The following is a 24,671-nucleotide window of genomic DNA, read 5'->3' on the forward strand; positions in this document are numbered from 1 at the left end:
CCGCCCGCCTGAGCCCGAGCACAACTTCGCTGTCTTGATCGTTGGCGGCTGAGCAGTGCGACACGCCGGGCGCGGTGCTGCTGAGGCGCCAACGATCATCGGCCGCCCGAATGCCACCACAGGGCCGTGCTCCGGGAACTGCCCACCTGGCCCGTCCGCGTGATGCCCGACGGCTTGATCCACTCGACTTAGAGGAAACCGCGGCATCGAACGCGCAGTGATGCCGCGGTTTCCTGTAACGCGAGTGGATCAAGGCGAGAGCGGCCGGTCAGGGGGCGGCCAGATGCCACTAACCCGACCGCGCATGTGTCGGACGAGCCGCTCCCCACGGGTGTCGGCACCGTGCACGCGCACGATGCGGAGGGCCCCACCGTCCTCGACCACATCGACCTCGTCGCCCTCGTGCAGGTTGTATCGCGCCCGAAGAGCTGCCGGGATGGTCACCTGGCCCTTGCTGTTCAATCGCATGCTCTGGACCTCCGTCACGTAATACCAGCGATACGTGACATGTTTCGGTGCGGGACCTCCGTGCCGGCCCGCCACCATCCGCGAACGCGGCCGTGATCCGCCCGTTCCCCGTGAAGATCCGCACAACGTCACCGAAACTGCTGCCTCAAAGCTCGCTGAGGCAGCAGTTTCACCGAAAGTGCGCGGATCGTGGCGCGCATCCCCAGAGGGCGGGGCGGACCGGCGGGCTTGGCCGCGCGCGAACGGATCTCGCGCAGTAGGTTGGCGGGGTGACTGGACGGTTCCCGATCGAAGACGTCTCCCCCGTCGTCTCGTGCGGGCGGTACCCGGCCAAGGCGGTGGTCGACGAGCCGGTTCCGGTGTCGGCACGCGCCTACCGGGAGGGGCACGACGCGCTCGGCTGCACCGTGGTGTGGACCGGCCCGGACGGCACGGTCCGGCCGTTCACCCGGATGCGCCCCGGCGAGCCGGGCCAGGACCGCTGGCACGCCACCATCACGCCGGACGCCGTCGGCGAGTGGACGTTCTCCGTCGAGGCGTTCCAGGACCCGTACCTGACCTGGCAGAACGCGGTGACCAAGAAGATCGCCGCCGGGCAGGGCGCGGCCGACCTGGCCAACGACCTGGCCGAGGGCGCGCGGGTGCTCGCCGCCGCCCGGGACCTGGTGCCGGCCGCCGACCGACCCCGGGTCGCCGACGCGCTCACCGCGCTCGTCGAGACCGACCTGCCGCTGCCGCAGCGGGTCGGCCCGGCGCTCGCCCTGGCCGACCTGCTCTGGGAGCACCCGGTGCGAGAGTTGGTGACCGCCGGTGAGACGTACTCGATCTGGGTCGACCGCAAGCGGGCGCTCTTCTCCGCCTGGTACGAGTTCTTCCCCCGCTCGGAGGGGGCCGTGGGCGGCCGGTCCGGCACGTTCGCGACGGCCACCGACCGGCTGCCGGGGGTGGCCGCGATGGGCTTCGACGTGCTCTACCTGCCGCCGATCCACCCGATCGGCCGGGTCAACCGCAAGGGCCGCAACAACGCGCTCACCGCCGGGCCGACCGACGTGGGCTCGCCGTGGGCGATCGGCGCCGCCGAGGGCGGCCACGACACCATCCACCCCGACCTGGGTACGCCGGCGGACTTCCGGGCCTTCGTCCAGGCGGCTGCGGCGCAGGGCCTGGAGGTGGCGATGGACCTGGCGTTGCAGTGCGCGCCGGACCACCCCTGGGTGACGGAGCACCCGGAGTGGTTCACCACCCGGGCCGACGGCAGCATCGCGTACGCGGAGAATCCGCCGAAGAAGTACCAGGACATCTACCCGGTCAACTTCGACAACGACCCGGAGGGCATCCGGGCCGAGGTGTTGCGGGTGGTGCTGCACTGGGTCGGCGAGGGCATCCGGATCTTCCGGGTGGACAACCCGCACACCAAGCCGTTCGACTTCTGGCACTGGCTGATCGCCGAGGTCAAGGCGGTCGACCCGGACGTGCTGTTCCTGGCCGAGGCGTTCACCCGCCCGGCGATCATGCACGGTCTCGGCAAGATCGGCTTCACCCAGTCGTACACCTATTTCACCTGGCGCACGACGGCCGCGCAGATGCGGGAGTACTGCGAGGAGCTGGTCGAGTCGGCCGACTACATGCGGCCGAACTTCTGGCCCAACACGCCGGACATCCTGCACGAGTCGTTGCAGCACGGTGGCCCGCCGATGTTCAAGATCCGGGCGGTGCTGGCCGCGCTGCTCTCCCCCTCCTGGGGCATGTACGCCGGTTTCGAGCTGTTCGAGCACGTGGCCCGCCCGGGTGCCGAGGAGTACCTGGACAACGAGAAGTACGAGCTGCGCCCCCGGGACTGGGCCGCCGCCGAGGCGCAGGGTCGGTCGCTGGCCCCGTTCCTGACCACCCTCAACCGGGTACGCCGGGACAACCCGGCGCTGCACCAGCTGCGCAACCTGCGGTTCCACGAGATCGACAACCCGGCGTTGCTGTGCTGGTCGAAGCACGACCCGGAGACCGGCAACACGGTCATCGTGGTCTGCTCGTTCGACTCGCGCGAGGTGCAGTGGGGCAACACGACGCTGGACATGCCGGCGCTGGGCTTCGACTGGCACGAGCGGTTCACGGTGCACGACGAGTTGACCGGCACCAGCTACGACTGGGGTCAACGCAACGCGGTACGGCTCGACCCGTACCTGCAACCCGCGCACGTGTTGACGGTGCGCCGCCCGGCCCCGCCGGCCGCGCCGGAACCGGCGGGCACCGAACCGGCGGACCTCACCGTCGCCGACGTGCCCGACGACCTCTCCGGCGGCACCGCACCGACGGCTCCGGCGCCGACGGCCACCGCACCGACGACCCCGGTGCCGACCCCGCCCCGGCGGTCCGGCCCCGTTCCGACCCCTCCGCGCCGGTCGACCGCCCGCCGGTCCGCCCCGGCACCGACCGACGCCGCACCGAAGGACGCCCGATGGACCAGCTGATCTCCGGCGCGACACACGACCCGCACGCGGTGCTCGGCGCACACCCCGCCGACTCCTCGACGACGATCCGCACGCTGCGCCGGGGCGCCGGGGACGTGGTGCTGCTCGTCGGCGACGAGCGGTACCCGATGAAGCGGGTGCACGACGTGGGCGTCTTCGAGGCGACCGTCGACGGCACCGTGCTCGACTACCGGGTGGAGGTCGACGGGGCCGCGCACGACGACCCGTACCGCTACCCGCCGACCCTCGGTGAGCTGGACCTGCACCTGATCGGCGAGGGCCGGCACGAGCGGCTGTGGGACGCGCTGGGCGCCCGGGTCTTCGACGAGGGCGTCGCGTTCAGCGTGTGGGCGCCCAACGCCCGGGGCGTCCGGGTGATCGGCGACTTCACCGGCTGGGCGCCCGACGACGGCTGGCCGATGCGGTCGCTCGGCTCCACCGGCGTGTGGGAACTGTTCGTGCCCAACGCCCGCGTCGGGGCCCGCTACAAGTACCGGATCCTCGGCGCCGACGGGCAGTGGCGGGACAAGGCCGACCCGCTGGCCGCGTACGCGGAGGTGCCGCCGGCCACCGCGTCCGTGGTGCACCACTCGACGTACCGGTGGAACGACGCGGACTGGCTGGCCCGCCGGGCCGGACGGCAGCCGCACCAGGAGCCGATGAGCGTCTACGAGGTGCACCTCGGGTCGTGGCGGCCCGGGCTGGGCTACCGCGAGCTGGCCGAACAACTCACCGAGTACGTCACCGGGCTGGGCTTCACGCACGTCGAGTTCCTGCCGGTGATGGAGCACCCGTTCGGCGGTTCCTGGGGTTACCAGGTCACCGGCTACTACGCCCCGACGTCCCGCTTCGGCGACCCGGACGACTTCCGCTACCTGGTCGACCGGCTGCACGCCGCCGGCATCGGCGTGATCCTCGACTGGGTGCCCGCGCACTTCCCCAAGGACGAGTGGGCCCTGGGCCGCTTCGACGGCACCCCGCTCTACGAACACCCCGACCCGCGCCGTGGCGAGCACCCCGACTGGGGTACGTACGTCTTCGACTTCGGCCGCAGCGAGGTGCGCAACTTCCTGGTCGCCAACGCGCTCTACTGGTGCGAGGAGTTCCACGTCGACGGGCTGCGGGTGGACGCCGTCGCCTCGATGCTCTACCTGGACTACTCCCGCAACCACGGCGAGTGGGCGCCCAACCAGTACGGCGGTCGGGAGAACCTGGAGGCCATCGCGCTCATGCAGGAGGTGAACGCGACCGTCTACAAGCACCACGCCGGTGTCGTCATGATCGCCGAGGAGTCCACCGCCTGGCCGGGCGTCACCCGCTCCACCGCCGACGGCGGGCTGGGCTTCGGGTTCAAGTGGAACATGGGCTGGATGCACGACACCCTGCTCTACACCTCGAAGGACCCGATCTACCGCCAGCACCACCACCACCAGCTCACCTTCTCCCTGGCGTACGCCTGGAGCGAGAACTACGTGCTGCCGATCAGCCACGACGAGGTCGTGCACGGCAAGGGCTCGCTGGCCGGCAAGATGCCCGGCGACACCTGGCAGCGGTTGGCGAACGTCCGCGCGCTGCTGGCGTACATGTGGGCGCACCCGGGCAAGCAGTTGCTCTTCATGGGCTCCGAGCTGGCCGACGACCGGGAGTGGAGCGAGGAGCGCGGCCTCGACTGGTACCTCCTCCACGACCCGGCCCGCGCCGGTGTGCAGCGGCTCGTCGGCGACCTCAACCGGGTCTACCGGGACACCCCCGCGCTCTGGGCGCAGGACACCGACCCGGCCGGGTTCCGCTGGATCGCCGGCGACGACGTCGCCAACAACACGGTGTCGTTCGTCCGGATCGCCCCCGACGGCTCGACCCTGGTCTGCGTCGCGAACTTCTCCGCCCAGCCCCTGCACGACTACCGGATCGGCCTACCGGCCGGCGGGACGTGGCAGGAGGTGCTCAACACCGACGCCCACCACTACGGCGGGTCCGGGGTGGGCAACCTGGGCGAGGTACGGGCCGAGGACGTGCCGTGGCACGGGATGGTGGCGTCGGCGGCTCTCCAGGTGCCGCCGTTGGGTGCCGTCTGGCTCCGCCAGGGCTGACCATTGTCGTCTGGCTCCGCGCCCTCGACGGGAAGGACCTTACGACGTATCGGTGTGGTCCTGTACTACGTTGATGCCGTGAGCAATCGCCCTTCGAAGTACGAGCCGATGACCATGGCGCACCTGGGTCTCCTGCTCGTCGGCGCCGACGACACCAGACGGTGGCGTCTGGTAGCGGAGTTTCTGGAGGAGTACGGCTGGGAAGCGTCCGAGCATCGTGCTGACCTGCTGATCCAGGAACCTGCGTCGACAGGTGATGATCAGTGGGACGTCTTCCTCGCGGCACTGACGGAGCATCTCGCCGCCAGGGACGGGCGCGGCGCACCCGCCTGGGTTGAGACGCGGTCGCTACGGCGGTTCTGGTTTCCCTTCAACACCCGGGCGGCTCGAGTCGACGCCGTGGTACACGCGCCCGCGGCGTTCCGGCGACGTGGGGTGTTCATCTCTCCAGAGGAATTGAAGGTCGCGTGAGTGCCGATGATCCACTGCTGGACCGTACTGCCATAGAGGACGCCTTCCGCAGGCTCGGTGACCGTCTGGCCAAGCGGGGCGTGATCGCGGACCTGTACATCTTCGGTGGGGCTGCCATGGCGATGGCCTACGACGCCCGTCGGGCAACCCGGGACATCGACGCCGTGTTTCAGCCGCACGGCATAGTGCTCGACGAGGCGCGGGCAGTCGCGGACGACCTCGGGCTGCCACAGTGGTGGCTGAACGAGCAGGCAAGCGTGTACGTCGCCGCCGGTGGGGACCCGGAGGCACCGCGAGTCTTCGATCATCCGGGACTGCGGGTCTCGGCCGCGTCCCCGGAGCATCTGCTCGCCATGAAGGTTCTCGCCGCACGACGTCGGGATGCCGAGGACATCCGATTCCTGGTGGAACACCTGGGCCTGAACAGCCCGGAGGAAGTCCTCGGGCTCTGTGCCGAGATCTTCCCCGAGGAAGAGGTTCCGGGCCGGGCGAGACTTGTTCTTGAGGACGTGTTCGAAGGCCGCTAGGTCGGCGGTAGTCGGACTCAGACCAGGCCGGCGTCGCGCAGCAACTGCCAGAGGCCGGCGCCGTCCGGGGCGGAGAGCCACTTCTGCCCCACCGGCCCGGACGACGGGCGTCCGGCCGGGGCGGGCAGGGTGCCGGCCAGCACCGACTGCGTCGGGGAGAGGCGGCGGATCGCCACCCCGGCGACGTTCTCCGGATGGGCGGCGGCGAACTCCCGGTAGATCTCCTGGTCGTGCTGGCCGTCGTCGCCGACGAGCAGCCAGCGCACGTCGGGGAACTCCTTGGCCAGCCGGGCCAGGGTGGACCGCTTGTGTTCCATGCCGCTGCGGAACCACCGGTCGGCGGTCGGGCCCCAGTCGGTGAGCAGCAGCGGCCCGGCCGGGTAGAGGTGCCGGGACAGGAAGCGGGTCAGGGTGGGTGCCACGTTCCACGCGCCGGTGGAGAGGTAGAAGACCGGCGCGCCGGGATGCGCGGTGACCAGCCGCTCGTAGAGCACCGCCATGCCGGGCACGGCGGCTCGGGCGTGTTCGTCGAGCACGAACGTGTTCCAGGCGGCGAGCAGCGGCCGGGGCAGCGCGGTGACCATCACCGTGTCGTCGATGTCGGAGAGGATGCCGAACTTGACGTCCGGGTCGAGGATGCGCACCGGCGCGTCGACGGGTTCGGCGTCCGGGACGCTGAGTCGGACGGTGCCCCAGCCGGGTGGCAGGTCGGCCTCGACGAGTGTGTCGACGAAGCCGCTGCGGTCGGCCTGGGTCTCGTGCCGCACCCCGCCGGCCTCGATGGTCACCGTGACGTGCTTGTTGGGCAGCGTGGTGAAGCTGCGCCAGCCGCGGACCTTGTCCAGCCGACCCCGCTGGCGGGTGTCCGGACGCCCCAGCAGCACCCGGCACATCACCCGCACCCAGCCCGGAGCGCCGTAGCCGGTGTACGCGACGATGTTGACCCGCCAGCCGGTGCGCCGCAGCCGACGCTCGACGAGCTGGTGAACGGCGTCCTCGATCCGCGCAGCCCGGTGCAGGTTCGGAACGGCCAGCTGGCCGGCGGGAGTGGGTGGCACGCGCCAACCCTGCCACACGGCGACAGCCACGGCCACGCGAGTGACCTCCGACTGCGCCGATCCACCGCGGCGGCCCGGCCGAACGTGAAACACTCCGGTCGGGACGACGACGGGGGCGTTGGTCGTGTCGCAAGCAGAGCAACACCGTGGGCGACGGCGCCCGCGACTCGACCGGCCGGCGCTCGTCGCGCTGCTGTTCGGGCTGGCCGGTGTGCTCTACCGGCTGGTCCTGACGCTGTTCACGGTGCCGGTGTCGAACAGCGACGAGGCGACGTTCGGCCTGGCCGCGCTACACATCGGGCAGGGCCGGGAACGCCCGGTGTTCCTCTACGGCCAGCACTACATGGGAATGGTGGAGTCGTACCTGGCCGCTCCCCTGGTGGCGCTGGCCGGGCCGAGCTGGCCGGTGCTGCGGCTGCCGATGCTCGCGCTGTACGCGCTGTTCCTCTATCTGATCCACCGGTTGACCCGCCGGATCTGCGCACCCTGGTTCGCCACCTTCGTGGTGGGTCTGCTCGTGCTCGGCGGCGAGCGGGTGGTGCGCGACCAGCTCACCGTGGTCGGCGGCCGGCCCGAGGTTAAGCCGGCGGTGCTGGTGATGCTGCTGATCACGGTGGGGTTGGCCGCCGGCACGATCCACCGCCGACGGCTCGCGGTCGCGGCGTTCGGTCTGCTCGTCGGGGTGGCCCTCTGGTCGGACTGGCTGATCCTGCCGTACCTGGCGGTGGCCGGGCTGACCCTGGTGTGGGCGGTGCGGCGGGAACTGCTCGGCTGGTCCGGTCTGCTGCTGGTGGCGGGGGTCGCCGTCGGCGTGGCGCCGATGATCGTGGACAACCTGCGGGCCGGGCCCGGTGACGACTCGCTGTCGGTGTTCCGGGAGATCAGCACCAAGACCGGTCCGCTGCCGCCCTGGTCCGACCGGATTCGCGGCGGCCTGCTGGAGGGGGTGCCGCTGGCGCACGGGCTCTGCCCGGTGGACGGCTGCGGTCGGTGGCAACAGTGGTTCGGGGTGCTGTACCCGGTGCTGCTGGTGGTCGGCGCGGTGTTCGCGGTGCTCGCGTACCGCCGGGCGGCCCGACCGCGCGGGCAGCGGGTCGGGCCGGTCGTGCAGCTCGCGCTCGTCGTCGGTGCCGCGTTGACACTGCTGTCGTACGTACGCAGCCCGCTCGCCGCGACCAGCCCGCTGGACAACGCCCGTTACCTGTCGGTGCTGCAGCTGTCGCTGCCGGCGGTGCTCTGGCCGCTCTGGGTGGTGGCGGTGGCCTGCTGGCGGGGCACCGCCGGCGCGCTCGGGCGGCTCACCGGGGCGCTGTCCACCGCCGTGTTGGCCGCCCTGACCGCGATCGCGCTGCTGGTCACCGTGCTCTTCGCGGCCACCGGCACCGCGGCGTCCCGGACCGAGGAGGCCCAGGCCCGGGAGTTGGCCGCCGCGTTGCGCGCCGACGGCCCCCACCAGGTGTACGGGGACTACTGGACCTGCAACCGGTTGATCTTCAACACCGACGAGGCGGTGGTCTGCGGGGTGCTCGACGGCGACCTGTCCCCCGGGCAGAACCGCTACCTGCCGTACTGGCGGCTGGTCGGGCGGGCCGAACGGCCGGGCTACGTGACGGAAGTCGACTCGCCGATGGATCGGCGGCTGCGTCGACTTCTCGCCGACCGGGCCGACGCCGCGCCGGTACGCGAGATCGGTGGCTATCGCGTGTACCACCCCGACACCCCGGTGCGACCCTGGCGGTAGTGGCGGGTCGTACGCTGGCCGGGCCGTCGCCGTTGCACCCGTCGAGGAGACCCATGCTCATCCTGCTGCCGCCCTCCGAGGGGAAGGCCGACGCCGGCACCGGACGGCGCTGGTCCCCGGACCGGGTGTCGCTGCCCGAGCTGAACCCGGCCCGGGAGCGGGTGCTGGACGCGCTGGTGACACTCTGCGCCGGGCCGGACGCCGAAGCCGCGCGGTCGGCGCTCGGGCTCAGCGAGGGCCAGCGGGGTGAGCTGCGCCGCAACGCCCGACTGCGGGAGGCGGCCACCGCCCCGGCCGAACGGCTCTACACCGGTGTGCTCTACGAGGCGTTGGACCTGGCCTCGCTGCCGGCCGCGGCGCAGCGGGCGGCCCGCCGGTCGATCATGATCAGTTCCGGGTTGTGGGGCGTGGTGCGGCTGGCCGACCGGCTCCCCCCGTACCGCTGCCCGATCGGCGCCCGCCTGCCGGACGTGGGGGCGTTGTCGACGTACTGGCGCAGGGAGCTGACGCCGGTGCTGGACGCCGCCGCCGGCAACGGCCCGGTGCTGGACCTGCGCTCCGGGGCGTACGCGGCCACCTGGACGCCGCGCGGGAAGCTGGCCGAGCGAACCGTCACCGTGCGCGTGCTGCACGAGCGTGAGGTCGACGGGGTGCCGGTCCGCTCGGTGGTCAGCCACTTCAACAAGGCGACCAAGGGGCGTCTCGTCCGCGACCTGCTCGTCGCCGGCGTCCGCCCGCGCACCGCCGACGAGCTGATCGGCACGCTCGGCGAGTTGAAGCACACAGTCGTGGAGCAGGCCACCGCGCCGGGTCACGTACGGCAGGTGGACCTGGTGGTCACCGACCTCTGACCGGTCGGCAGCCGCAAGATTTGCTCAAGGCTGGGCCGGAGCAGTTCCGTAACGGGGGCGCAGGGGCCACGGTAGGGGCACCCAGACTCCGACGAGGGAGCCTCCGTTGACCCCCGAACCCGCAGTGCTCGACCGGCCCCGCCCTCCGGCGCCGCCGTCTCCGTTGGACTGGCTGACCCTGGGCGACGCGTTCGAGGCCGCCTGCCTGCTGCGCTGCACGCCACCCCCGACCGCCGCCCGGCCGACCACGGCCCGGCCGGCGCACACCCCGGGGGTGGAGTTCAACCGGGAGGACGCGGCGCAACGGATGCGGCAACTGCTCGCCCGGCTGGACGTCCCGGTCACCCACGAGGTCGCCGTCGGCGGTCTGCGCCGCCGTTACGAGCTGCACCGACTCTGGGTTCCGCAGGAGCACCAGGACGCGTACACCCGGGTGTTGGACGCGGGCTGGTGGCAGGGGCGGCGTGAGCTGCTCGGCGGGCCGCTGCCCGGGGCCTCGCCGGCGCGCCGACGGTTGGTGAACCGGCTCGCGGCGGCGGCCTGGCGTTCGGCGCTGCTGGCCGCCGGGCGGCACGTCCGCCGGCACATCCTCGGCGTGCGGCTCACCGACCGCGAGCTGGCCGCGGTGCTGATCCGCGGTGCCGCGGTGCTTGACGTCCCGGCCCGGCTCCGCCCCGGCACCGGCTGCTTCCTGGTCAGCGTGGCCGACGGCCCGGACCGGGCACGGATCCTGAGCAGCGCGGCGCTGGAGCCGGCGCGCGGTCCCGCGATGGCGGCGGGCACCGTGGCGCCGCCGGCACGTCGTCCGGCCTCCTGATCGAGGCGCCGGCCACACTGGGCCGGCACGGCCCGCCAAGGGGCTTGCGCGTACCGGTGCGACGGCGCACAGTGCAGCGGGTGAGTCGTACCTCGTCCAGCCGGCCCGGTCGCCACCGCGCGCGGTCGGCGGCCCTGTTGACGGTGCTGCTGACCGCGACGCTCGCGACCGGCTGCCGGGACGCCCCGACCGAGACGACGACGATCCGGATCGCCACCGGCAGCCCCACCGCCGTCTACTACGCGTTCGGTCAGTCCCTGGCGGCCATCCTCAACCGGGAACTCGGCGACGTACGGGCCAGCGTGGTGATCACCGCCGCCTCGGCGGAGAACGTGCAGCTGGTCGGCTCGGGGGCGGCCGAGCTGGGCTTCACCCAGGCCGACGTGCTGCCCACGACCACGGCGGGGAATCCCTCCGTCGCGGCCATCGCCCGGGTGTACGACGATCAGCTGCACCTGGTCACCACGGGCGGCGGTCCGGTACGCACCGTCGACGACCTGCGGGGCCGTCGCGTCTCCGTCGGCGCACCCGGGTCGGGCACCGAGATCACCGCGACCCGGCTGCTGGAGGTGGCCCGCCTCGGCGGCGACGAGGTGCGTCGGGAACGGCTCGGGCTGGACGACTCGGTGGCGGCGCTTCGTTCCGGGCGGATCGACGCGTTCTTCTTCTCCGGCGGGTTGCCGGTACGGGGTATCGAGGAGTTGGCCTGGCGCAGCGCCACCCGGATCGTGGACCTCAGCGAGTGGACCGAGCCGCTGCGCGACCGCTACGGCCAGGTCTACGTCTCCCGGGACATCCCCCGCTCGGTGTACGGGGTGGACGCGGTGACCACCGTCGCCGACCCGAACTACCTCATCGTCCGGGCCGACCTGCCCGAACGGTTGGTCCGGGAGGTGACCAGGTTGTTGATGGAACGCCGGGCCGAACTGGCCGCCGCGCATCCGGCGGCGGGTCGGATGAGCCCCCGCTCGGCGATCGTCACCGCGCCGCTGTCGCTGCACCCCGGGGCCGCCGACTGGTACCGCGCGGCCAAACCCTGACGGCCCGCCGTCACGCCGGGGTGGGCCGCAGGTCGGCGGTCGACTCGGCGTCCAGGGGCTCCACCGACGGGTCGGGCTCCGCAGCCGGGAACCACAGGGCGGCGACCAGCCCTCGCGACTCCCCCGGGCGCATGGTGAGCCGCCCGTCGGAGGCGTCCACCAGCACGGCGGCGATGGTGAGCCCCAACCCCGCGCCGTCGACGTTCTGGGCGTCCGGCGCTCGCCAGAACCGTTCGGTCGCCTGGCCGAGCTGACTCTCGGTCATGCCCGGCCCGGAGTCCCGCACCTCCAGCGCCACCCCGTCGTCGCGGCGGGCCACCGTCACCGTCACCGCCCCGCCGGCCCCGCTGAACTTCACCGCGTTGTCGATCAACGCGTCCAGCGCCTGGTCGACGGCGGTGGGCACGGTCTGGGCGTACGCCGGGGCATCGGTCGTGGCCAACCGCAACGCGACCGAACGGTGCCGGGCCAGCGGCGCCCACGCGGCCACCCGGGACGCGGCCACGGCGGCGGCGTCCACGGTGACCCGCTCGTTCTCCTCCCGTTCGGCCCGGGCGAGGGTGAGCAGGGCGTCGAGCACCAACGCCAACCGGTCGGTCTCCTCCAGGGCCAGCCGGTGCTCGGACCGGCCGTCCGGGTCGGTGAGGCTGGGTCCCAGCTCCTCCACCCGCAGCCGGAGCGCGGTGAGCGGGTTGCGCAGTTGGTGGCTGGCGTGCGCGACGAAGGCGCGCTGCCGGTCCATCACGTCGGAGACCACGTCGGCCATGTGGTTGAAACTGGTCGCCAGGCGGCGTAGCTCCGGCGGGCCAAGGCGGTGCTGGACCCGGGCGCCCCGGTCGCCCTCGGCGATCTCGTGGGTCACCGCGTCCAGCTCGGTGACCGGGCGCAGCACCCAGCCGGCCAACCCGAACGCGGTGAGCACGCAGGCCAGCACGGCGAGCAGACCGGCCAGGGTGAGCAGCAGCCACCACGCGGCGACAGCCCGGCGGATCGGGTCGGACGGCGTCACGATCACCACCGCGCCGAGCACCTCACCGCCGTCGTTGATCGGCGCGGCCACCACCACCGGGCCGGTCGTCCAGGGCCACACCGACTCGGGCGCGCTGGTCTGCTGCCCGGACAGCGCGACGTCCAGAACCGCCGCCGTCCCCGGGTCGGGTTGCCACCTCGGCGACGCGACGGGGGTGCTCCGGTCCCGGTCGACGACCGCGACGCCGATCGCGTACAGGTCGTCGTAGCTGGTCAGCTCGGACTCGATCGGGCCCGGCCCACCGTCGCGTAACGCCGGCCCGGCCAGCGAGGCGAACCGGGTGGCGTCGGCGAGCCGGTCGGCACGGACCCGTTCGGTCTCCCGGCTGGCCATGGTGGCGGCCAGCGGTGTCTCCAACGCGATGAGGACGAGCACCATCAGCAGCAGGTAGCTGATCACCAGTCGGCGGCGCACGTCAGCCCCTCACGCGTCACGCAGGCGGTAGCCGACGCCGCGGACGGTCTCCACCAGGCGCGCGTCGCCGAGCTTGCCGCGCAGCGACCCGACGTGCACCTCGACGGTGTGCCGGTCGGCCCAGGTGGTGCCCCACGCGTCGAGCAGGATCCGATCGCGGGGCACCGCCACCCCGGGCTGGCGGGCCAGCGAGAGCAGCACGTCGAACTCCTTGCGGGTCAACGTGACGGCGCGGCCGTCCACGGTCACCGTCCGGGCGGCCACGTCGATGCGTACCGGCCCGGCCTCGATGAGGTGCCGCTCCGGCGCGGCGTTCGCGGCCCGACGCAGCACCGCCTCGATCCGGGCCTGCAACTCCACCATCGAGAACGGCTTGACGACGTAGTCGTCCGCGCCCAGGCGCAGACCCAGCACCCGATCCCGTTCCTCGCCCCGCGCGGTCACCGCGATGATGCCGAGCTGGCTGCTGCGGCGGCGCAGCTCCCGGCACAGGTCGGTGCCGTCCCCGTCGGGCAGGGTCAGATCGAGCAGCACCAGGTCGCACGGTGCTGCGGAGAGCGCGGCCGCGACGGTGGCCGCGTGCTCGACCTCGTACCCACGGCGGGTCAGGGCGGAGGAGAGCGCACCGGCGACCCGGCGGTCGTCCTCCACCAGCAGGATCCGCACCCGTGCCTCCGTCCGTCGCAACGCCGTTCTGCGAATGGTGGCAGAAGCGTGCGCGAAGCGGGAGGCCGCCTACCTCGGGTGTTACGGCTAGAGGCCGAAGACGTCGTCGGCGGTGGCGTCCCGGACGCCGTCGGTGAAGCCGCGGAAGCCCGGATCCTCGTGGCTGGCCGGCACACTCGTGACGGTGACGCCGCCGGCCTGGGTGACCGCGTCGACCAGGGGCGGAAAGTCGATCTCGGCGTCCTCGAAGGCGTCGTCGTCCGCCTCGGCCAGGTTGATCACGTGCTGGACGTCGTCGGACGGAGTGTCCGGATCCTCGGCCCACTCGCCACCGGCCCGGTAGCACTCGTCGTACAGCGCGCGCTGGCTGTCGGTCCAGTCGTCGTCGTAGCTCTGCATCGCCCATCCCCTCCGCGGCCTTGACCTGAGCATGCCCGGCGGGGGGCGACGAGCGCGGCGGTACCGACGAAACCGGCGCGGTGCGCCCGGGACAGCGCCGTAGGCTGCCGAGGTGATCTACAAACTGCTGTCCAGCACCGAATGGGACGACGCCCTGGCCGCCGGGGCCTTCACCGGCTCCGCGGTGGACCGGCAGGACGGTTTCATCCACCTCTCCGGCGGCGACCAGGTGGTGGAGACGGCGCGCCGGCACTTCGCCGGCGTGACCGGGTTGACCCTGCTGAGCGTCGCGGAGGACCGGTTGGGCGACACCCTGCGGTGGGAGCCGTCCCGCGGCGGGGACCTCTTCCCGCACCTGTACGGTCCGCTGCCGGTCGCCGCGGTGGTGGCGGCGCAGGCGTTGCCGGCGGACACCCCGGTCGCCGAGGCGGTGGCCGCCCTGCTGGGCTGACCCGGCCGCGCCCGGCCCGAGAGTGTCGGGCCGGGCGCGCGGTGCCATTCGTGCCGGTCAGCGGCAGAGGCGGCTGATCTCCTCCTGGAACCGGTCCATCGGGTTCGCTTCGGCGGGGCCGAGCAGGTAGGTCTTCAGGTCCCGGCGGGCCTCGGTCATCGGGTCGTCACCGGCCCGGGTCACCGAGACGATCTTCTCCAACTCGCCGCAGTCCTTGGAGAGCAGGTACGCGGCACGCGCCGTCGGGTACTCCCGGCGGAACTCGTCCTCGGACAGCCCGGCCGGGTTGGCCACCACGTACGGGCGCTGGCTCTGCACGAAGTCGGAGACCACACTGGACACGTCGCTGATCAGCAGGTCGGTCTGGTTGAAGCAGTCGAACAGTGCGGGCGTACGACCGGTGACCACCAGGTGCGCGGTGCCGTCCAGGGTGGACGCGTCCGCGTCGCCGCCGGCGGCGCGGATGGCCGCCACGACCCGCTCGTGCACGGCCCGGGCCGCGGTCGACCGCGAGCCGGTGAGCGGGTGCGGCTTGTAGATCAGCCGCAGTCGGGGGCTCGTGGCCAGCAGGCCCTTGACGATCCGCTCACCCATCAGCACCAGCGAGGTGTGGTACGGGTCGTCGTCGAGCCAACCCTCCCAGGTGGGGGCGTAGAGCACGGTGAACGGCCGGTCCACCGACTCGGCGCCGAAGGTGTGCACCCCGGCGAGCTGCGGGCGGCCGATCTCCACGATGTCCGAGTCGAGCACCCCCACACCGGCCCGGGCGTACCGCTCCCGGCCGGCCAGGCCGGCCACCCAGACCTCGTCGTACACCTTGCTGTAAGGGTTGACGCTGGCCTGCTTGTCGCTGTCACCGTGCCCGACGAAGACGTGCTTCGTGGTGGGCTCGCGCAGCATGTGGATGTTCGCGCCGACGTTCGCGGCGTAGAGCGCCGCGCGGATGCCGGTGAGGTCGAGGTTCATGAAGTCGACCCCCGCCGGTACGCAGATCACCGGCAGCCGGGTGTCGGCCAACTCCTGGAACGCCTCCCGGCTGCGCATCAGCACCACCGCGCGCTGCTGGAGCGCCTCGACCGGGGCGAGCCACATGTTGGCCTGGTAGACGTCCTTGGCGGGTCCGGCGAAGTAGAGCGCGACCTCGGGTCGGTAGGTGTCCATCCAACGCTGGACGGCGGGCAGGAGCGGCGCCTGCGGCGCACCTCGGCCCCGCAGCCAGGTCAGCGCGACGGTGGCGGCCACCGCACCGGTCGCGACGACCCCCACCGTGCCGGCGGAGAAGAACGGGGTGGCGTCGTGCTGCACCGCGGCGGCCACGGCGGCCGGCACCAGCAACAGGTTGAGCAGGGGCATCCGTTCGCCGGTGACCGCCGTCGCCCAGGCCGGCGGTCGGGGGGCCGAGCGCAGCGGTCCCAACTCGATGTTGCGCACCAGGGCGGACATCGGGTTACGGCGCTCGATCAGGACGGAGAGCGCGCCGGCGAAGACGGATGCGACCCACACCACGGCCGGCAGCACCAACAGCAGGGTCAGCTCACCGCCGCTGAGCCGCACCTCGGCGACGACGAGCAACACGGCCGCGAGATCCCGGGTCAGCTGCCGGTACGACCAGTGCAGACCCGCCTTCTCCAGCAGCACGTGCGATGCCGGAGACCAGCGGGCGAGGAAGAAGTCGCCGAAGACTGCGGCCAGCCCGGCGACCGCGAACAGCGCGACCCAGCCCAGTGCGCCGCCGACGAGCATGACCAGGTAGGCCAGCACCAGCAGCGCCGCGCTGGCGGCCACTCCGATCCGACCTGACAACGTGCCGAACAAGCGAGTTCGCTCCCTACGATCTTCGTATCGGGCTGGGCTCGGGCCGTCGCGCGCACCGGGAGCCGAGACTGAGGCGCCTGGTGGGCGCTCGTCACGTCACGCCGGCGCGGGGCCGACGGACGTGACTGCGACCTTAACGCGAACGGGCGCGGTGGTATCGAGCGGGTATCCGAGCAGCATTCCGGTCAAACCCCTGCACCGCGCCCGTCCTCAGGATCCGCCGGTCGCCGCGCCGGGGGCGCCGACGCGGTAGCAGACCATGGCACCCGGCGCCTTGCGCGACGCGAACTCCTCCAGCCCGAGGGCGGGGGCGGCGGCGGCGACGGCGGGGTTGCCCTTCCACGCGCACACCATGCCCACGCCCACCCGGTCCATCGCCGCGGCGACGTCGGGAATGGACACCGGCTGCCCGTCAGGGGTCACGGTCTGCCCGTCGGCGAACGTCGCGAGCAGCAGCCGGTCGGTGGCGAACTGCGTCTGCGGGCCGTAGTCGGTGAGGTACAGGTCGCGCGGCAGCACCACCCGGACCTCCGTGGTGACCTCCGGGAGCGACCGCATGACCGAGGACGGGGCGAGCACCAGGCCAGCGGGGCGGTCCAGTTTCTTGATCCAGAAGGAGGCGGCCTTGCGGTTGGGCGGCATCCGCCAGGTCGGGCTGGTCTCGACCGCCTTACCGCCGTACCACATCGGCTTGCCCTCGGTGTAGAAGGCGAACACCAGCAGCAGCGGCAGGACGACGGCGAGGACCCCGTTCGCCCGGGCCGGCACGGGCAGGCGGATGACCGCGAGGAGGCCGACCAACGCGGGGACCGGCAGGATCCACGGCACCCGCCAGAGCACCGCCGTCAGACCGCTCAGGTCACCACCGAGTTTCAACACGCCGGGCACCATCAGGACCGTCACCGCCAGCGCGGCGCCGACGGCGAGCTGCTGTGGCACGCCACGGCGGAGCAGGAGGGGGGACAACCAGACGGCCAGCCCACCGATGAGACCGAGGAGGCCGAGCCACAGGGTCAGCTCGTAGATGGTCCGCAGCGGCAGCAGCGGCGCGTACGTCGCCGCGGCCTCCTCCACGCCACCGCGCAGCACCTGGACGAGCACGCCGGACAGCAGCGGATAGGCCGAGGCGGCCAGGAAGCACACGACGGCTTCCCGCACCCGCCGGGTGGCCAGCAGCGCCACCCCGGCCGCCCCGGCGAGCAGCGGCAGGAGGAACACGGCGGTGGTGGTGTAGCCGACGCCGGCGACGGAGAGCAACGTGAGCAGGACCAGCGCTCGCCGGGAGCGGTGCTCCAGGTAGTCGGTGAGGTAGACCCAGGCGAGGGGGATCAGCGCGTGCAGGAAGACGCTCTTGCCCTGGCTGAGCCGGGGCAGGTGGTAGGTGTTCAGGGCGTCGGCGTAGTACGCCACGAGCAGGATGTAGGCCGCCGCCACGAGGAACACGACGAGCGGGCGACGCGGGGCCCAGCGCTGCGCGAGACGCCACAGGGCGAGGACCGCGAAGACGGCCAGCACCGGCAGCAGGAGGTACCAGAGCACCGACGCGGCGTGCACGTGCAGCGCCCGGGCCAGCGCTCCGACGAACACCTCGAACGACGGCAGCGGCGGGTTCGCCGAACCACCCGGCAACACACCCTCGGTGAACAGGAAGTCCTTGAACGGGATGGTGTCCCGCTCGGCCACCCACACCGACTTGCCGACGTAGAAGACGTCGTCGAGGGACACCCGGTTGAGCAGCGTGCCGAAGTACGCGGCGGCCAGGGCGACGACGAGGACCACGTACCCCTGCAGCGGGGTCGTCGCCCGGACGGGCTCGGCGGTGACCGCGCCGGTCGGCCTGCCGGCCCGGGACAGCACCAGCCAGGCGGAGACCACCGAGACCAGGCCGAGCACGGCAGCCAGCCACCAGCTCAACGACCCCTTGCCGAAGGCGGCGAAGACCGCGGCTCCGACGGCGGCGGCCACCGGCACCGCGTACCGACGCAGCAGCGACGCGCGGTCGGCGGGGGCCTCGGCCGGAGCGGTCACCGTCTCGTCGTCGGACGACGGTGGGGACACGTCGCGACGACGGAGCCGCCAGGCCACGTACGCCGCGACCGGTTGCAGGACGACCCAGACCAGGAAGATGACCGACGGACGCAGGTTGAGGCCGAGGTTGAGGTGGTACAGCAGCGTCCAGATGGCGAAGCTGACCACCGCCGCGTCGGTGAACACGACGGGCGACCCCGCCACCGCGGCGTTGACCCGCCCGATCAGACCACGCCGGCTGCCACCGCCGGGTCGGGCACCGGGGTTCCTCTGGTCGGCTGGCGCTGGCGTCGCAACAGCGTCTTCGACTTGCGTCACGGGGCGTCCTTGTCGTCCGGCGGCGAAATGAGGGCGAAAAGCGGATGTCTGATCGATGACAGCCGGGTGCCAAGGGGGCAGCCTAGCGGAATCGGACAGGCGGACCGATCCTGCGGGCGACCGAGTGTCGGAGACCTGGTCAACCCGGGATCGGGGCCGACCGGGGGCGCGGCAGGGCGCTGTCGGCGCCGAGCCCGGCGGCCACGGCTTCGACCAGGTCGTCGAGGTACCTGTCGGTGAGCGGGAGTCGGGCGATGGCGAGCCGCCAGTAGAGCGGGCCGACGATCAGGTCGACCGCCGCGTCCGGGTCGGTGTCGGCGGGCAGTTCGCCGCGCTGCACCGCACGGGTGACCAGCCGCCCGCCGATCTCCTGTTGGCGTGCGTGCAGCACCCGACGCAGGGTCTCGTCGATGCTCGGGTTGCGCGCGGCCTCGGCCAGCAGGTCCGGGATGATCTGCGACGCCAGCGGGTGCCGCAGCGCGTGCGCCACCGCCTGGAACAGCAGGGCGAGGTCACCGCGCAGGGTGCCGGTGTCCAGCGCCGGCAACTTGCCGTGGGCCGCCGCGGCGACGATCTCCAGCACCAGGTCGAGCTTCGAACTCCACCGCCGGTAGATCGCCGTCTTGCTGACGCCGGCCCGCCGGGCCACCGCCTCGATGGAGAGCCGGCCGTAGCCGACGGCCGCGAGCTCCTGCATCAGCGCGCGCCGGATCGCCGCGGTGATCTCGTCGCGCAGCACCGCCGCTCCGGCCGGGGCCCGCCTCTTCTCGGTCGTCATCCAGGGCTCTTATCGCAGGTCACGCGGACCAGCGTAACGCAACGACGATACGGTTGCGTCCCGACGTGTTTCGGACTACTGTCCACGCAGCGACGAGGCGGCGCCCCGCGCACATCTCCCACTAGGATCCCATCGTCGCGAGCCACCCCGTCTGCACAGAGATCGGAGCGCCATTTCCATGGCCACCACCGCGCTGGTCGACCCCGACACGGGCCTGACCCAGGCGCAGCTGGCCGCTCGACACGGGCTACGGGTCGCCGGTGAGCGCCCCAGCATCGTCGAGTACAGCCGCCGACTATGGGCGTACCGGCACTTCATCGCCTCGTACGCCAACGCCAAGCTGGTCGCCTCGTACAGCAATGCCAAGCTGGGTCAGCTCTGGCAGGTGCTCACACCGCTCACCAACGCGGCGGTCTACTACCTGATCTTCGGGGTGGTGCTGGCACAGGCCGAGATCCCGAACTACATCGCCTACCTGACCACCGGGCTGTTCATCTTCAACTTCACCCAGAGCGCGGTCCTGGCCGGCACCCAGTCGATCAGCAGCAACCTGGGGCTGATCCGGGCGCTGCACTTCCCCCGGGCCAGCCTGCCGCTGTCCACCACGTTGACGCAGTTCCAGCAACTGCTGGCCTCGATGGTGGTGCTGATCGGCATCGTGCTGGTCACCGGCGAGCCGATCACGCTGGAGTGGTTGCTGCTGGTGCCGGCCCTGTTCCTGCAGGCGGTGTTCAACGCCGGTGTGGTGCTGCTGGTGGCCCGGATGGGCTCCAAGGCGAGCGACCTCAAGCAGGTCATGCCGTTCGTCCTGCGCACCTGGATGTACGGCTCCGGCGTCCTCTACAGCGTCAGCCTCTTCGAGCGGCTGCCCGCCTGGGCGACGACCCTCGTGCAGTACAACCCGATGCTGGTCTACATCGAGCTGGCGCGGTACACGCTGCTCGAGGAGGCGCCGCTGCTCAACGACTCGTTGACGCAGCTCTGGCTGGTCGGCGCCGGGTGGGCGCTGGTCGCCGGGATCGGCGGTTTCATCTACTTCTGGCGCGGCGAACAGGAGTACGGCCGTGGTTGAGCACTTCGACACGCCCATCGAGGCGACCGCGACGATGACCCCGACGCAGGAGCGCATCCCGACCGTCGTCGTGGACGACGCGCACATCATCTACCGGGTCCACCAGGGCGCCGGCGGTGGCACCACGCCGGTGGCCGCGCTACGTCGGCTGGTCAAGCGCACCTCCGCGCCGAACATCCGGGAGGTGCACGCGGTCAAGGGGATCTCCTTCACGGCGTACCGGGGCGAGGCGATCGGGCTGATCGGCACCAACGGCTCCGGCAAGTCCACCATCCTGCGGGCCATCGCCGGCCTGCTGCCGGTCAACCGGGGCGCGATCTACACCCAGGGGCAGCCGTCCCTGCTGGGCGTGAACGCCGCCCTGCTCAACGACCTCTCCGGCGAACGCAACGTCACCCTCGGCTGCCTGGCCATGGGCATGCATCCGGACGACGTCGCCCGGCAGGCCGAGGGGATCATCGAGTTCTCCGGGATCAACGAGCGGGGCGACTTCGCCAGCCTGCCGATGCGGACGTACTCGTCCGGCATGGCGGCCCGGCTGCGGTTCTCCATCGCCGCGGCCAAGAAGCACGACGTGTTGCTCATCGACGAGGCGCTCGCCACCGGTGACAAGGGCTTCCGCAAGCGCAGCGAGCAGCGGGTGCGGGAGTTGCGCGCGGACGCGGGCACGGTGTTCCTGGTCAGCCACCAGCTCTCGTCAGTACGGGACACCTGCGAGCGGACGATCTGGCTGGAATCGGGCGTCCTGCGGATGGATGGCCCCACCGACGAGGTCGTCCGGGCCTACGAGGCGTACGCGAACAGCAAGTAACACCTCCGGCATCGACACGACGCCACGGACCGCGTCGCCCGCGTTGGGGCGGCGCGGTCCGCGCGTTAAGGTTCATCCCGTCGCCGCTCGGGCGGAACTTTCCGTTAACGCATCCCTGAGAGTGAGGATCCGGCAATGACGCAGGACCAGACCACTGGCCCGGACGCCGCAGCGGAGACCCCGACGCCATGGCGGCCCTCGCGGACGGTGGCCGTGGTTCTGGCCGGCGGCACCGGAACGCGGTTGGGCCTGGGCATCCCGAAGCAGCTGCTGAAGATCGCCGGCAAGCCGATCATCGAGCACACCCTGGCGGTCTTCGAGGCCGCGCCCGAGATCGACGAGATCATCGTGCTGATGGCGTCCGGTCACGTGGACGACGCCCAGCAGATCGTCGAGAAGGCCGGCCTGCGCAAGGTCACCAAGGTGATCGAGGGCGGTGACACCCGCAACGCCACCACCCGGATCGCGCTGGACGCGGTCGGCCCGGAAGACTGCAACATCCTCTTCCACGACGCGGTGCGCCCGCTGCTCAGCGGCCGGATCGTGCGCGAGTGCGTCAACGCCCTCTGGACCTACGACGCCGTGGACGTGGCCATCCCGTCCGCGGACACGATCATCCAGGTGGACGACAACGACTGCATCACCGACATCCCGGTGCGGTCCCGGCTGCGCCGGGGCCAGACCCCGCAGGCGTTCCGCTCCCCCACCATCCGTGCGGCGTACCGGATCGCCGAGGGCGACCCGAACTTCGCCGCCACCGACGACTGCGGCGTGGTGCTGCGCTACCTGCCCGGCACCCCGATCAAGGTGATCGACGGTTCGGACGAGAACATCAAGGTCACCCACCCGGTCGACGTGCACCTGGCCGACAAGCTCTTCCAGCTCGCGGCGGCACAGGCACCCCGGCTGACCGACCACCGCAGCTACAGCGAGGAGCTGACCGGCCGCACCATCGTGGTGTTCGGCGGCAGCTACGGCATCGGCCACGAGTTGACCGGGCTGGCCCGACGCTTCGGCGCTCAGGTCTTCCCGTTCAGCCGTTCCAGCACCGGCACCCACGTGGAGCGGGCCGAGGACGTCGAGGCCGCGCTGACGACCGCGTTCGAGGCCACCGGCCGGATCGACCACGTGGTGGTCACCGCCGGGATCCTGGAGCGGGGCGAACTCGCCGAGATGGACGAGGAGACCATGGACCGGGTGCTCCAGGTCAACTTCGTCGGCCCGGTGACCATCGCCCGCCAGGCGCTGCCCTATCTGCAGCAGACCAAGGGCCAACTGCTGCTGTACACCTCCAGCTCCTACACCCGTGGGCGGGCCCGCTACGCGCTCTACTCGGCCACCAAGGCCGCCCTGGTCAACCTGACCCAGGCGCTCGCCGACGAGTGGGCCGACGTCGGCGTACGCGTCAACTGCATCAACCCGGAGCGGACCGCCACCCCGATGCGGACGCGGGCCTTCGGCGAGGAGCCGGAGCACACGCTGCTCGCCGCGGAGGCCGTCGCCCAGTCGTCCCTGGACGTGCTGATCTCCGACCTGACCGGCCAGGTGATCGACGTACGCCGGGCGCCCGGTGACGCGGGCACGCCGAGCGTGCCGACGCAGGGCGGGCCGGGTCAGGTCGAGACGGCGGCCGACGCGGCGTCGGCCAACTGACGCCCACGCCTGCGGAACCACGAACGGAGCGACATGCGCGGCGACCTGGTCCGAAAGTTGGCTGCCCGCTGCCTGAGCACCGGCTTGGCCGTGCTGGCCTTCGTCGTGCTGGCGCTCACCGACGCCACCGGCTGGGGCCTGGCGGTGGCCGTCGCGGCAGTGGTCGCGGCGGCCGCGGAGCAGCGCGTCCGGCCCGGCGCCGACCTCGTCGCGGAGACGACGCTGATCGCCGCCGCCGTCCTGGTGGGTTACTGGCGGCGGCTGGACGACGGGTTCGACGTGGCGCTGGTCGCCACCGCACTGGTCCTGCTGGGGCTGGTGCTGCTGGTGGGGCCCCTGCGGACCGCCGGCAACCTGGAGATCCGGGCGGCGAACCTGCCGGTTCGCGCCTGGACGCCGGTGGTCGCCGACCAGCTCGGCACCGCGCTGCTCGGGCTGCTCGCCGTGGTGGCCGTCGCCGCCGCGCTGACAGTGCCGGCCGTGGTGCCACTGCTCGCCAGCCTGCTGGTCGGTGCGGGTGCCGGGGCGGTCGGGCTGGACCTGGCCCGGCGGCGGTTCCGGCCGGGCGCCGGCGGTGGGGCGGTGGGCCGCGCGCTGCGTCGGCACCAGCCGGAGTTCGTGCTCTACTTCTCGGCCCCGCCCGGTTCGGAATACCAGGTCACCATGTGGCTGCCGTACCTGCAGCGGATCGGCCGCCCGTTCCTGGTCATGCTGCGCGAGCCGGAGTTCCTCGCCCCGGTCGCCGCGGCCACCGACGCCCCGGTGGTCTACTGCCCGACCCTGCGGGCCATGGACGAGGCGCTGGTGCCGAGCGTGCGGGCGGCGTTCTACGTCAACCACGGGGCGAAGAACAGCCACTGCATCCGTTTCACCCAGCTCACCCACGTCCAGTTGCACCACGGCGACAGCGACAAGGCGCCGAGCGCCAACCCGGTGTCCGGGATCTTCGACCGGATCTTCGTGGCCGGTCCGGCCGCGATCGACAGATACGCCCGCGCCGGGGTGCGGATCCCCGCCGAGAAGTTCGTGGTGGTCGGCCGCCCGCAGGTCGAGTCGATCCAGGTACGCCCGGAGCCCGCGCGGGGTCTGGCCCACCCCACCGTGCTCTACACCCCCACCTGGACCGGGCACCACGCCGACGCCGACTACTGCTCCCTGCCGGTGGCCGAGCGGTTGCTGCGTTCGCTGCTGGAACGCGGCGCGACGGTGATCCTGCGGGCGCACCCGTACACGACGCAGAACCCGTCGTCGGCACGCCAGTTGGGCCGGCTGACCGAGCTGCTGGCCGCCGACCGGGCCCGCACCGGCCGGCAGCACGTGTTCGGCGCGGCGGCCCGGGAGCTGAGCCTCACCGAGTGCGTCAACTCCTCCGACGCCCTGGTCTCCGACGTGTCCGGGGTGATCTCCGACTACCTCTACTCCGGCAAGCCGTACGCGGTGACCGACATGGGCGGCGCGGGCGACCGGTTCGTGGAACGCTTCCCGCTGGCCGGTTCGGGTTACGTGCTGCGCGGAGACATGTCCAACCTGGACGGTGTGCTGACCGACCTGCTGGACACCGACCCGCTGGCCGAGGCCCGCTGGGCCACCCGCCGCCGCTACCTGGGCGACTTCCCCGCCGAGTCGTACGCCGAGGCGTTCCTGACCGCCGCCCGCCGGGAGCTGGCACCGACGCCGGAACTGGCCGCGCCCACACCGGTGTAGCTCC

At 72.1% G+C, this 24,671-nt stretch carries 21 protein-coding genes; 13 read left to right on the top strand and 8 right to left on the bottom strand.

Annotated elements, in window-relative coordinates:
* Positions 1–249: 249 nt before the first annotated feature.
* Positions 250–468, bottom strand: coding sequence for an AbrB/MazE/SpoVT family DNA-binding domain-containing protein (locus tag O7617_RS02305; protein WP_282261164.1), 219 nt, complete (start codon positions 466–468; stop codon positions 250–252).
* A 269-nt stretch (positions 469–737) separates the two neighbouring features.
* On the opposite strand from O7617_RS02305, the gene O7617_RS02310 reads away from it, so the two are divergent.
* The 4 genes from O7617_RS02310 (at position 738) to O7617_RS02325 (ending at position 6,021) form a co-directional block, all read left to right on the top strand.
* Complete coding sequence (locus tag O7617_RS02310) at positions 738–2,933, top strand: alpha-1,4-glucan--maltose-1-phosphate maltosyltransferase (RefSeq protein WP_282261165.1); 2,196 nt, start codon at positions 738–740, stop codon at positions 2,931–2,933.
* Entirely contained in the window at positions 2,921–5,023 is a 2,103-nt protein-coding gene (gene glgB, locus O7617_RS02315; RefSeq protein ID WP_282261166.1) for a 1,4-alpha-glucan branching protein GlgB, read from the top strand. The genes O7617_RS02310 and glgB overlap by 13 nt, the downstream gene beginning before the upstream one ends.
* A 78-nt stretch (positions 5,024–5,101) precedes the next feature.
* Positions 5,102–5,494, top strand: coding sequence for a hypothetical protein (locus O7617_RS02320; protein ID WP_282261167.1), 393 nt, complete (start codon positions 5,102–5,104; stop codon positions 5,492–5,494).
* Positions 5,495–5,574: 80 nt separating this feature from the next.
* Entirely contained in the window at positions 5,575–6,021 is a 447-nt protein-coding gene (locus O7617_RS02325; RefSeq protein WP_348774166.1) for a DUF6036 family nucleotidyltransferase, read from the top strand.
* Positions 6,022–6,038: 17 nt separating this feature from the next.
* Here the strand turns inward: O7617_RS02325 and O7617_RS02330 are convergent, their stop codons facing one another.
* Positions 6,039–7,079, bottom strand: a complete 1,041-nt coding sequence (locus O7617_RS02330; RefSeq protein WP_282261169.1) for a phosphatase domain-containing protein — start codon at positions 7,077–7,079, stop codon at positions 6,039–6,041.
* A gap of 124 nt (positions 7,080–7,203) precedes the next feature.
* Here O7617_RS02330 and O7617_RS02335 point away from each other — a divergent pair, with 124 nt between their 5' ends.
* From O7617_RS02335 to O7617_RS02350, 4 genes are all read left to right on the top strand, one after another.
* Positions 7,204–8,820 (top strand): hypothetical protein, encoded by a 1,617-nt coding sequence (locus O7617_RS02335; RefSeq protein ID WP_282261170.1) that lies wholly within the window; start codon positions 7,204–7,206, stop codon positions 8,818–8,820.
* 53 nt (positions 8,821–8,873) lie between these two features.
* Complete coding sequence (gene yaaA / locus O7617_RS02340; protein ID WP_282261171.1) at positions 8,874–9,671, top strand: peroxide stress protein YaaA; 798 nt, start codon at positions 8,874–8,876, stop codon at positions 9,669–9,671.
* Between the two features lie 106 nt (positions 9,672–9,777).
* The gene (locus tag O7617_RS02345; RefSeq protein ID WP_282261172.1) at positions 9,778–10,488 is read left to right on the top strand and encodes a hypothetical protein; all 711 of its coding nucleotides are present in this window, start codon (positions 9,778–9,780) and stop codon (positions 10,486–10,488) included.
* Positions 10,489–10,568: 80 nt separating this feature from the next.
* Positions 10,569–11,528, top strand: a complete 960-nt coding sequence (locus O7617_RS02350; protein ID WP_282261173.1) for a TAXI family TRAP transporter solute-binding subunit — start codon at positions 10,569–10,571, stop codon at positions 11,526–11,528.
* Positions 11,529–11,538: 10 nt separating this feature from the next.
* On the opposite strand, the gene O7617_RS02355 is transcribed toward O7617_RS02350, so the two are convergent.
* From O7617_RS02355 to O7617_RS02365, 3 genes are all read right to left on the bottom strand, one after another.
* Positions 11,539–12,972 carry a HAMP domain-containing sensor histidine kinase gene (locus tag O7617_RS02355; RefSeq protein ID WP_282261174.1) on the bottom strand — a complete coding sequence of 478 codons (1,434 nt, stop codon included), beginning with the start codon at positions 12,970–12,972 and terminating at the stop codon, positions 11,539–11,541.
* A 9-nt stretch (positions 12,973–12,981) separates the two neighbouring features.
* Positions 12,982–13,638 (bottom strand): response regulator transcription factor, encoded by a 657-nt coding sequence (locus O7617_RS02360; protein WP_282261176.1) that lies wholly within the window; start codon positions 13,636–13,638, stop codon positions 12,982–12,984.
* An 87-nt stretch (positions 13,639–13,725) separates the two neighbouring features.
* Positions 13,726–14,037 carry a hypothetical protein gene (locus O7617_RS02365; protein ID WP_282261177.1) on the bottom strand — a complete coding sequence of 104 codons (312 nt, stop codon included), beginning with the start codon at positions 14,035–14,037 and terminating at the stop codon, positions 13,726–13,728.
* A gap of 112 nt (positions 14,038–14,149) precedes the next feature.
* Between O7617_RS02365 and O7617_RS02370 the strand changes: the two genes are divergently transcribed.
* Positions 14,150–14,488 carry a DUF952 domain-containing protein gene (locus tag O7617_RS02370; protein ID WP_282261179.1) on the top strand — a complete coding sequence of 113 codons (339 nt, stop codon included), beginning with the start codon at positions 14,150–14,152 and terminating at the stop codon, positions 14,486–14,488.
* 57 nt (positions 14,489–14,545) lie between these two features.
* On the opposite strand, the gene O7617_RS02375 is transcribed toward O7617_RS02370, so the two are convergent.
* From O7617_RS02375 to O7617_RS02385, 3 genes are all read right to left on the bottom strand, one after another.
* On the bottom strand, positions 14,546–16,303 hold the full coding sequence (locus tag O7617_RS02375) for a CDP-glycerol glycerophosphotransferase family protein (protein ID WP_282261181.1): 1,758 nt from the start codon (positions 16,301–16,303) through the stop codon (positions 14,546–14,548).
* A 210-nt stretch (positions 16,304–16,513) separates the two neighbouring features.
* The gene (locus O7617_RS02380; protein ID WP_282261183.1) at positions 16,514–18,649 is read right to left on the bottom strand and encodes a DUF6077 domain-containing protein; all 2,136 of its coding nucleotides are present in this window, start codon (positions 18,647–18,649) and stop codon (positions 16,514–16,516) included.
* 139 nt (positions 18,650–18,788) lie between these two features.
* Complete coding sequence (locus O7617_RS02385; protein ID WP_282261185.1) at positions 18,789–19,427, bottom strand: TetR/AcrR family transcriptional regulator; 639 nt, start codon at positions 19,425–19,427, stop codon at positions 18,789–18,791.
* 178 nt (positions 19,428–19,605) lie between these two features.
* Here O7617_RS02385 and O7617_RS02390 point away from each other — a divergent pair, with 178 nt between their 5' ends.
* From O7617_RS02390 to O7617_RS02405, 4 genes are all read left to right on the top strand, one after another.
* Positions 19,606–20,499 carry an ABC transporter permease gene (locus O7617_RS02390; protein ID WP_282261187.1) on the top strand — a complete coding sequence of 298 codons (894 nt, stop codon included), beginning with the start codon at positions 19,606–19,608 and terminating at the stop codon, positions 20,497–20,499.
* Positions 20,500–20,533: 34 nt separating this feature from the next.
* Complete coding sequence (locus tag O7617_RS02395; protein WP_282264614.1) at positions 20,534–21,310, top strand: ABC transporter ATP-binding protein; 777 nt, start codon at positions 20,534–20,536, stop codon at positions 21,308–21,310.
* Positions 21,311–21,445: 135 nt separating this feature from the next.
* Entirely contained in the window at positions 21,446–22,963 is a 1,518-nt protein-coding gene (locus tag O7617_RS02400) for a bifunctional cytidylyltransferase/SDR family oxidoreductase (protein ID WP_282261189.1), read from the top strand.
* A 33-nt stretch (positions 22,964–22,996) separates the two neighbouring features.
* A complete protein-coding gene (locus tag O7617_RS02405) occupies positions 22,997–24,667 on the top strand; it encodes a CDP-glycerol glycerophosphotransferase family protein (RefSeq protein ID WP_282261191.1) in 1,671 nt (556 codons plus the stop codon).
* The last annotated feature ends 4 nt before the right edge of the window (positions 24,668–24,671 follow it).

Origin of the sequence: Micromonospora sp. WMMD1155 (assembly GCF_029581275.1) — a bacterium.
GTDB lineage: Bacteria > Actinomycetota > Actinomycetes > Mycobacteriales > Micromonosporaceae > Micromonospora.

Bases quoted from the DNA above. Each gene is read 5' to 3' on its own strand.
- O7617_RS02305 (WP_282261164.1), bottom strand. From the start codon at position 468: ATGCGATTGAACAGCAAGGGCCAGGTGACCATCCCGGCAGCTCTTCGG.
- glgB (WP_282261166.1), top strand. From the start codon at position 2,921: ATGGACCAGCTGATCTCCGGCGCGACACACGACCCGCACGCGGTGCTC.
- yaaA (WP_282261171.1), top strand. From the start codon at position 8,874: ATGCTCATCCTGCTGCCGCCCTCCGAGGGGAAGGCCGACGCCGGCACC.
- O7617_RS02365 (WP_282261177.1), bottom strand. From the start codon at position 14,037: ATGCAGAGCTACGACGACGACTGGACCGACAGCCAGCGCGCGCTGTAC.
- O7617_RS02385 (WP_282261185.1), bottom strand. From the start codon at position 19,427: ATGACGACCGAGAAGAGGCGGGCCCCGGCCGGAGCGGCGGTGCTGCGC.
- O7617_RS02390 (WP_282261187.1), top strand. From the start codon at position 19,606: ATGGCCACCACCGCGCTGGTCGACCCCGACACGGGCCTGACCCAGGCG.
- O7617_RS02395 (WP_282264614.1), top strand. From the start codon at position 20,534: ATGACCCCGACGCAGGAGCGCATCCCGACCGTCGTCGTGGACGACGCG.
- O7617_RS02400 (WP_282261189.1), top strand. From the start codon at position 21,446: ATGACGCAGGACCAGACCACTGGCCCGGACGCCGCAGCGGAGACCCCG.
- O7617_RS02405 (WP_282261191.1), top strand. From the start codon at position 22,997: ATGCGCGGCGACCTGGTCCGAAAGTTGGCTGCCCGCTGCCTGAGCACC.